The organism is Streptomyces sp. URMC 123 (assembly GCF_051386515.1).
GTDB lineage: Bacteria > Actinomycetota > Actinomycetes > Streptomycetales > Streptomycetaceae > Streptomyces.
The window spans coordinates 1-8527 of the sequence record NZ_JBPQTV010000280.1 but is presented as its reverse complement, the minus strand read 5'-3'; the positions used below and the strand labels follow the sequence as shown (position 1 = coordinate 8527).

At 74.1% G+C, this 8527-nt stretch carries 6 protein-coding genes, 1 tRNA gene and 1 pseudogene; 5 read left to right on the top strand and 3 right to left on the bottom strand.

Annotated elements, in window-relative coordinates; genetic code table 11:
- Positions 1 to 104: 104 nt before the first annotated feature.
- The 5 genes from ACSNOD_RS24715 (at position 105) to ACSNOD_RS24695 (ending at position 4186) form a co-directional block, all read left to right on the top strand.
- Positions 105 to 1052, top strand: coding sequence for an ABC transporter ATP-binding protein (locus tag ACSNOD_RS24715; RefSeq protein WP_436769243.1), 948 nt, complete (start codon positions 105 to 107; stop codon positions 1050 to 1052).
- Positions 1049 to 1822, top strand: a complete 774-nt coding sequence (locus ACSNOD_RS24710; RefSeq protein ID WP_436769242.1) for an ABC transporter permease — start codon at positions 1049 to 1051, stop codon at positions 1820 to 1822. Before ACSNOD_RS24715 ends, ACSNOD_RS24710 begins: the two co-directional genes overlap by 4 nt.
- Positions 1823 to 1886: 64 nt before the next feature.
- Positions 1887 to 3257, top strand: coding sequence for a sensor histidine kinase (locus ACSNOD_RS24705; protein WP_436769241.1), 1371 nt, complete (start codon positions 1887 to 1889; stop codon positions 3255 to 3257).
- Between the two features lie 162 nt (positions 3258 to 3419).
- Positions 3420 to 4070 carry a response regulator gene (locus ACSNOD_RS24700; protein ID WP_436769240.1) on the top strand — a complete coding sequence of 217 codons (651 nt, stop codon included), beginning with the start codon at positions 3420 to 3422 and terminating at the stop codon, positions 4068 to 4070.
- 43 nt (positions 4071 to 4113) lie between these two features.
- Positions 4114 to 4186: transfer RNA gene (locus ACSNOD_RS24695), tRNA-Gly, on the top strand.
- A 124-nt stretch (positions 4187 to 4310) separates the two neighbouring features.
- Here ACSNOD_RS24695 and ACSNOD_RS24690 read toward each other — a convergent pair.
- The 3 genes and pseudogenes from ACSNOD_RS24690 to ACSNOD_RS24680 form a co-directional block, all read right to left on the bottom strand.
- On the bottom strand, positions 4311 to 5228 hold the full coding sequence (locus tag ACSNOD_RS24690; RefSeq protein ID WP_436769239.1) for a phosphoribosylaminoimidazolesuccinocarboxamide synthase: 918 nt from the start codon (positions 5226 to 5228) through the stop codon (positions 4311 to 4313).
- Positions 5229 to 5346: 118 nt separating this feature from the next.
- Positions 5347 to 6891: a N,N-dimethylformamidase beta subunit family domain-containing protein gene (locus ACSNOD_RS24685; RefSeq protein WP_436769238.1), complete on the bottom strand. Its 1545-nt coding sequence runs from the start codon at positions 6889 to 6891 to the stop codon at positions 5347 to 5349.
- Positions 6892 to 7300: 409 nt separating this feature from the next.
- Positions 7301 to 8527, bottom strand: a pseudogene (locus ACSNOD_RS24680) (hypothetical protein); the annotation flags it as partial.

Below are 8527 nucleotides of genomic sequence, written 5' to 3'. Positions count from 1 at the left end.
CGTACGGGGTGGTCGTGCGTGGGGTGGGGGCCGATGACATTTGTCATCGGCTCTCGTGACAGCCCGCACTGCGGTGGCGCCTTTCCGGGCGGGACGCTGAAGGCATGAACTTCGGGGACACTGTGATCGAGGTCACCGGGCTGCGGCGCCGCTATGGCCCGCCCGGTGACAAGGGCTTCGAGGCCGTGCGTGGCATCTCCTTCTCCGTGGCGCGGGGCGAGCTGTTCGCCCTGCTGGGCACCAACGGCGCGGGCAAGACGTCCACCGTCGAGCTGCTGGAGGGCCTGGCCGCGCCGACCGGCGGGCAGGTGCGCGTCCTCGGACACGATCCGTTCGCCGAGCGGGCCGCCGTGCGGCCCCGGATCGGGGTCATGCTCCAGGAAGGCGGCTTCCCCACCGATCTGACCGTCGCCGAGACGGCGCGGATGTGGGCGGGCTGCACCTCCGGTGCCCGCCCGGTGGCCGAGGCGCTGGACATGGTGGGGCTCGCCGGCCGGCGCGACGTGCGGATCAAGCAGCTCTCCGGCGGCGAGCGCCGCCGCCTCGATCTGGCGCTGGCCCTGATCGGCCGGCCCGAGGTGCTCTTCCTCGACGAACCGACCACCGGCCTGGACGCCGAGGGGCGGCGCGACACCCAGCGCCTGGTCCGCGAACTGCGGGACGGCGGCACCACCGTGGTGCTCACCACGCACTATCTGGAAGAGGCCGAGGCCCTCGCCGACCGGCTGGCGATCCTGCACGAGGGCCGGATCGCGACCTGCGGCTCCCTGGCCGAGGTGATCGCCTCCCACCCGGCGCGGATCTCCTTCCGGCTGCCGGACGGGCTGCTGCCGGGCGATCTGCCGCCGCTGCCCGAGCTGGCGGTCGAGGGGCACCGGCTCGACGGCGAGCGGATCGTCCTCCACACCCAGCGGTTGCAGCACTCGCTGACCGGGCTGCTGCGCTGGGCGGAGGCGAAGGGCGTGGAGCTGGACCGGCTGGACGCCCGCGGCTCCTCGCTCGAAGAGGCGTTCCTGGCCATAGCCGACCGAGCGACGAGGAGTGCGCGATGACGACGACCGCGGTGGCACGGCTGGGCGCGCTCGGCCGGGCGGAGCTGACCCTGCTGCGACGGAACCGGACGGCGCTGTTCACGGCGCTGCTGATGCCCTTCACCGTGATGTTCCTGACGAAGCAGACCTCGGCCGAGGCCGACCTGGGCAGCGCCGGGCTGAACACCACCAGCCTGGCGATGACCAGCGGCATCGGCTGGGTCCTGCTCTTCACGGTCTACTTCAACGTGGTCACCGCGTATGTGGCCCGGCGCGAGGAGCTGGTCCTCAAGCGGCTGCGCACCGGTGAGCCGAGGGACCTGGAGATACTCGTCGGCACCGCCCTGCCGTCGGCCGCGCTGGCGCTGCTCCAGTTCGCCGCGCTGGTGGTCGCCGGCACGGCGCTGCTGGACATGACCGCGCCCCGCCGGCCGGATCTGCTGCTGGCGGGGGTGGTGCTGGGGCTGGTGCTGATGACCGCCCTGGCCGCGGCGTCGACCGCCTTCACCAAGAGCGTGGAGATGGCGCAGATCACCACCATGCCGCTGCTGCTGATATCGATGATGGGGTCCGGGCTCTTCTTCCCGGTGGAGCTGTTGCCCGGGCCGGCGGAGCGGGTGTGCCGGGTGCTGCCGATGACCCCGGTGATCGATCTTGTCCGGGGTGGCTGGCTGGGCGGCTCGTCGGCGGACGTCTCGACGACGCTGCCGGCCCTGGGCATCGCCTTGGTGTGGACGGCGCTGGCGGTGTTTGCTGTACGCCGGTGGTTCCGCTGGGAGCCACGGCACTGAGCTGAGGACAGCAGGGGACGAGAGGCGGCCCGCCGGGCGGGCCGCCGAATCGGGGGGACGATTCGTGCTGGGGTGGCGAGGGCGCAGCGCGGCCAACCGCGTGGAGCTCTACACGCGCTGGATGCTGTATCTGCTGGAAGCGGTCTTTCCGCTGATACCGCTGCCGAAGCTGCTCCTGGGGCCGGCCGGTGGCCCCGCCCTCTCGGCCGCCCTGGCCTGGCCGCTGGTCCTGGGGCTCGTCGCGATGGCCGCGCTGGGGCCCTGGCTCCTCTCGCGGGGCATGGACGTCTATCTCGGCGAGCGGGAGGGCATCGACCGGCGGCCGATGGCGGCGCTGATCGCGCTGGTGGCCGGGGCGGCCGGCCTGGCGCTGGCGTTGGACGCGACCGGTGGTCTCGACCGGGACGGCGACGCCAGTCTGCTGCTGGCTCTGGTCATCAGCTCTGTGGTGAATGTGCAGATGCTGCTGGTGCGGGTGCGCACGGTGGTCTGGACGGGGCTGGCTTTGACGGCCGGTGCCTGCGGGGTGATCGTCGCCGTCGAGCCCTCGGTCGAACGGCTGCTGGGAACGCTGACCTTCACCTTCTTCATGCTCTTCTGGATCACACCGACGGTGCGGGTCTCGGCGTGGACGCTGCGGGTGGTCCATGAGCTGGCGGCGGCCCGGGACGCCCAGGCCCGGCTGGCGGTCGCGGAGGAGCGGCTGCGCTTCGGCCGCGATCTCCACGACGTGCTGGGCCGCAACCTCACGGTGATAGCCCTCAAGAGCGAGCTCGCCATCGAGCTGGCCCGGCGCGGTTCCCCCTCGGCGCTGGATCAGATGGCCGAGGTGCAGCGGATGGCGCAGGACTCCCAGCGGGAGGTGCGCGAGGTGGTGCGCGGTTATCGGGAGGCCGATCTGCACACCGAACTCGTGGGCGCCCGGAGCGTGCTGCGGGCCGCCGGCATCGACTGCCGCATCGAGGAGTCCGGTGGGCGGGAGCTGACCGGGCCGGTGCAGTCGGCGCTCGGCTGGGTGGTCCGGGAGGCGACCACGAATGTGCTGCGGCACGCGGAGGCGCGGGCGTGCCGGCTGCGTCTGCGGGTGGGCGGCACGGCGGTGCTGATCGTGGAGAACGACGGGGTACGCGGGTCGGCCGGCCCGGCGGGGGCGGCCGGGGCCACCGGCCTCGGCGGCTCCGGCGCTTCCGGCGCGGGCGGCGCATCCGGCGCGGGCGGCCTCGGTGCTTCCGGTGCGCAGGGCTCCGGCCTGGCCGGGCTGCGGGAGCGGCTCGCCCCGCTCGGCGGTGAGCTGGTCACGGAGGCGCTGCCCTCCGGCAGGTATCGGCTCACGGCCACCGTGCCGCTCTCGGTGACGGAGGAGGGCGGCCGGGCCGAGGCCGCCGAGGTGTCGGGGGCGAGGGGCGGTGCGCGCGTCCTGGCCCCGTCGACGTGACGCCCCGGCTGTTCGCCCCGCTGTGGCGCTAGCGTCCGCTCCGACCGTCCGCCCGACGTCCCAACCGTCCGCCCCGACCGTTCGCTCCGACGTCCCGACCGTCACGCTCCGGCCGTCCGCCCGACCGTCCTTTCGTCCCTTGTCACGGAGACCATGAACGCCATGAACCCTCTGGGCGCACTGGATGCGCCGGACGCGCAGGGCACCCCCGTGCGGGTGCTGCTCGCCGACGACGAACACCTCATTCGAGGAGCGCTGGCCGCCCTGCTGTCCCTGGAGGACGATCTCCGAGTGGTGGCGGAGGCCGCGTCGGGGCCCGAGGCACTCGCCATGGCCCGGGCCCATCGGCCCGACGTGGCGGTGCTGGATCTTGAGATGCCGGGTGCCGATGGTGTGAGAGTGGCCACATCGCTGAAGGCCGAACTCCCGGGCTGCCGCACCATGATCGTCACTGGTCACGGTCGCCCCGGGCACCTGAAGCGGGCCCTCGCGGCGGGGGTGCGCGGGTTCGTTCCGAAGACCGTCTCGGCCCAGCGGCTCGCCGAGATCATTCGCACGATTCACGCCGGTGGGCGGTATGTGGACCCGGAGTTGGCGGCGGACGCGATAAGCGCGGGAGACAGTCCGCTGACCGCCCGGGAGGCCGAGGTGCTGGAGCTGGCGGCGGACGGAGCCCCCGTCGCGGAGATCGCGGAGCGGGCCGCGCTGTCCCCGGGGACGGTCCGCAACTACCTCTCCTCGGCCGCTTCGAAGCTCTCCGCGGAGAATCGGCATGCGGCCGTGCGCCTCGCTCGCGAGCGAGGTTGGCTATAGTGGACCTCGCACCACTCGGGAACGCTTCCCGAAGGGGTCGCATGCGGACGTAGCTCAGTTGGTAGAGCGCAACCTTGCCAAGGTTGAGGTCGCGAGTTCGAGCCTCGTCGTCCGCTCAGGGAGAGAAGGCCCCGGTCCATCGGACCGGGGCCTTCTTCGTGTCCGCCGCCGGCCCGGCCCCGCCCCCGCCCGTCCCGGGACCAGGGGCGGAGGGCGGAGCGGGCCCGGGGCCCCGGGGGGCTACGACCAGGCGAGACCGGTGAGGCGCTCGTACGCCTCGATGTACTTCGCGCGCGTCCGCTCGACGACCTCCTCGGGCAGCGGGGGCGGCGGCAGCTCCCCGTGGCGGTCCCAGCCGGAGGCCGACGAGGTCAGCCAGTCCCGTACGAACTGCTTGTCGAAGGACGGCTGCGGCCGTCCGGGGCGCCACTCGTCGGCGGGCCAGAAGCGCGACGAGTCCGGGGTGAGCACCTCGTCCGCGAGCACCAGCCGCTCGCCGGACCCGTTCTCGCGCGGCGCGAGACCGAACTCGAACTTGGTGTCGGCGAGGATGATCCCCCGGTCGCGGGCGATGTCCCGGCCCCGGCTGTAGACGGCGAGCGTGGCCTGCCGCAGTTGGGCCGCGGTCTCCGCGCCGACCTGGCGGGCGACCTCCTCGTAGGGCACGTTCTCGTCGTGGTCGCCGACGGCCGCCTTGGTGGCCGGGGTGAAGATCGGCGCCGGCAGCTCGGAGCCGTCGACCAGGCCCTCGGGGAGCGCGAGCCCGCAGACCGTACGGCTCTGCTGGTACTCGGCCAGGCCGGAGCCGGTGAGATAGCCGCGGGCCACGCACTCGACGGGGAGCATGGTCAGCGAGCGGCAGATGAGGGTGCGGCCCTCCCAGTCGGCCGGCGCGCCCTCGGGCAGCCGCGTATCGATCACATGGTTGGGTACGAGATCGGCGAGCTGATCGAACCACCACAGGGAGAGCTGGGTGAGGACGCGGCCCTTGTCGGGGATCTCCGTGGGCAGCACCCAGTCGTAGGCGGACAGGCGGTCGCTGGCGACCATGACCAGCTCACCGGCGGCGTTCCGGTAGAGGTCACGCACCTTGCCCGTGTGGAGATGAACGAGACCGGGAACCTCCACCGGTTCAGGCTTCTCGACGAATCCGGACACGCTTCCTCCTGGTGGGTTGGTCCAAGAGCTTCCGATTCTCCCGCACCGGCGCGCGGACCGCTGTGGCGGGGCGGGAAGAAGCGCCGCGGGGCGGCGTCGAGTCCGAACGGGCGCGGGCTCAGTCCCGCTTGCAGATCCGGTCGAGCAGATTCGCCGTGGCGCGCTGGATACGGGCGTCGGCGTGCCCGGGGCGATCCAGGGCCGGGGACCACGCGAACGTGCCCGAGGCGAAGACCAGGGCCCCGCTGGGAGCGCGGTACAGGGACGTCTCCTGGTGCCGGACCGCGCCGTCCCCGTCCTCGTACGGCGAGTGCGCGAGCAGGATGCGCCGGGTGTGGTCGGGCAGCGGGGTCCGCGGGAAGTAGCGGTCCGCCTCGCCCGCGACCAGCCCCGGCACCTCGTCGCCCTCCACCGCGCCGGTCGCCTCCCACAGCCAGTGCCCGGCGTTGCGGACCACCAGGGGCCGCGGCTCCGGCACCCGCCCCGCGTACTGGATGCCGATGACCTGCTGCTCGGGGCTGCCCAGCTCCCGCCACAGGGCCGGCCGCCCCGGCCCGCGCCGTTTGCGGCAGCTCAGCAGCCGGTCGGAGGTGCCGGCGGGCGAGTCCGACAGCTCGACCTGCCAGTACATGGTGTTGGCGGAGAGGAAGACGAGCGAGGTGCCGCTGTCCCGGGCGAGTTCGACCGTGCGCCGCATGGGCGCCGACCAGTACTCGTCGTGGCCGGGGAAGACCAGGCCGCGGTAGCGGGAGGGATCGATCCGCCCGGCGTGCAGATCGCGGGCCTCGGCGTAGGCCACGTCGTAGCCGTACCGCTCGGCCCAGCGGATGAAGTCGTAGGCGTGCCCGACGTGCAGGGGCAGCCCGGCGCCCGCGTACGGGCGGTCGAAGGAGACGGTGACGGCCGCCTCCTCCTCGCCAAGGAGGCGCCCCTCCTCGTCCCAGGCGTGGTAGAGGCTGGCACCGGTCCGGCCGTCCTCGGGGTAGAGGTTGTACGCCTGCCAGGTGATGTCCGGCAGGAGCAGCAGCAGATCGGCCGGGTGGCTGTCGCGCACGGTGAAGGGGATGTGGCTGCGGTAGCCGTCCGCGGTGGTCAGCACGGCCACGTAGGCGCCGTTGTTCCAGTACGAGGGGATCTGCAGCCGCCAGGAGAGCCACCAGTGGTGACAGGAGACGGTCCGGTCGGCGGTCAGCGGCGCGGGCTGGACGATGCCGGAGAGGCGCGGGCTCGTGGTGATCTTCGCGGCGCCGTCGCCCGCGTAGTGGCCGATGCGGTAGATGTCGACGCCGAACTGCTGGGGCGGGTCGACGGTGATCCGGAAGTCGATCGCCTCGCCCGGGGCGGCGGCCCCCGTGGAGGCGAACCCCTTGATCTGCCGGTGGACGTCGTCGGCGGTGCGGGGGCCGGTCGCGGCCCGCCGGGGGGTGGGCACGGTCCGGGTGATCCGCTCGGCGGGCGGGGCACCGGCCTCGCCGGGCGCTCCCCCGCCGCCGCGGCCCGGGGCGCCGCCCCCGTACCAGGGCGAGCGCCCGCCGTCGTCGAAATAGCTCTCGCTGTAGCTCTCGCTGCCGCGCAGCCAGGGCAGCGGCCCCTGCCCGAAGGGGTCGGTGACGGCGTGGGCGAGCGCCCCCGACTCCCAGCGGCGGATCTGCTCCGTCCCCATGGCTGCTCCCCTCCCTGGTCCCCCGTGGTCTGCGGGTGTGCTCGCACCGGGTGTGAGGTGTTGGACTCCGGGCTCGGCCTGTGCGGTGCCTGGGCGGTCCCGCGTGTGGTGCCTGTGCGGTCCCGCGGACGGCGCCTGTGCGGTCCTGCGTGTGCCTGCGTGTGGTTCTGCGTGTGGTTCACGGCGAACGACAGCTACGGGTCACAGCACATCACATAACGCACGCACTCCGTCACCCTTCGTCGCGAATTGGCGGGAACGGACGTCCCGGGCCGTGAACCGCCGAACGTCCGCGCGCCCGCCCGACCCCCTGTTCGGAGCGGTGGTACGGGGTGGGGCGCGCGCCGGAGGGAGGGCGCCGGGCGCCCGGTGGCAGGGGCGGAGGCGAACACGGCCCGTGACATGCCGGTCAGACCAGCCGTACGGGCTTCTCCGGGCGGACCCCGGCCGCGCCGAGCCAGGCGCGCAGCGGCTCCGGGTCGCCGTCCTCGACCAGGCTCAGCACGGGCGAGCCGAGGTCCGCGCCGCGCCGGCCCGCGAGCAGCAGCACCGGCCCGTCCAGCCAGTCGAGGCCGGGCTTGGCGCCCGCCGTGTCCACGGCGGCGCAGCAGATCATCGCGGTGACGTGGTCGGCGAGCAGCTCGCGGTCCGAGCGGGGGGCCTGGAGGGGGAAGAGCGGAACGATGCCCTCCACGCCGCCGACGCCATAGGGGTCGGCGAGCGGGGCGGACGCGCCCGGCCGGACGGCGGCCGGGAGATGGGCCGCCGCCCCGGCCGCGGGGGGCTCGGCCTCCTCCCGGGCGAGGCGGGCGGCGATCCGGGCGGCCAGCTCCTCGCTGTTGCCGCCCTCGGCGACCGCGAGATGGGCGATGACCCGGGCGAGCGTGGGGCCGGCGGCGGGCGCGCGCTCGGCGGCGTGCCGGTCGGCGCCCTCGGCGGCGCCGGGCCGCTGCTCGATCTGCTGCTGGATCTGCTGATCAAGCCGCTGCTCGGGCCGCTGTTCAAGCTGCTCAAGCCGCTGTTCGGGGTGGGGAGGCTGCTCGGGCGGTACGGGTTGCGCCATGTCGTCCAGGACGGCGTGGAGCCGGGCCGCCTCCGTCCGCCACTTCCGGTCGACGACCTCCTCCGGGTACTCCGCCCAGCTCACCGGCGCCCAGTGGTGCCCGCGCGCCGCCGGGCCGCCGTGGAAGAGTCGGGCCGCCAGCAGCGAGGCCGCCTCGTCCATCAGGCCGGGCTCCTCCAGCAGATCGCAGGCCGGCCGCTCCCCCAGCCGCGAGGCGAAGCCCTCCGCCAGCCGGTCCCTGCGGGACAGCTCGGTGAGCGCCGAGACCACCCCGGCGTCCAGCCGGGACGGCCAGCGGCCCATCCGCCAGGCCGGCAGCGCCACCCGGGTCAGCAGCCGGTCCCAGCCGGCGTACGCGAGGCCCACCTGCTCCTGGGCGACGATCCGCAGTCCGTAATCCACAGCCTGTGCACGCGTGGACGCGGCGGCGGCCACGCCCCGCTCCATCTCCGCGGCATGGGCCCGGCAGCCGCGCAGCAGCAGCCGGGCCACCCAGCCGACCACGGCGAGCGCCGGCCGCCGGGCGGACACGGCCAGCGCGGCGTCCAGGCCCCGGACGAAGCGGCGTGCCGC

Excerpts from the sequence above, each read along its gene's own strand:
- ACSNOD_RS24715 (WP_436769243.1), top strand. The coding sequence starts at position 105 with ATGAACTTCGGGGACACTGTGATCGAGGTCACCGGGCTGCGGCGCCGC.
- ACSNOD_RS24710 (WP_436769242.1), top strand. The coding sequence starts at position 1,049 with ATGACGACGACCGCGGTGGCACGGCTGGGCGCGCTCGGCCGGGCGGAG.
- ACSNOD_RS24700 (WP_436769240.1), top strand. The coding sequence starts at position 3,420 with ATGAACCCTCTGGGCGCACTGGATGCGCCGGACGCGCAGGGCACCCCC.
- ACSNOD_RS24685 (WP_436769238.1), bottom strand. The coding sequence starts at position 6,891 with ATGGGGACGGAGCAGATCCGCCGCTGGGAGTCGGGGGCGCTCGCCCAC.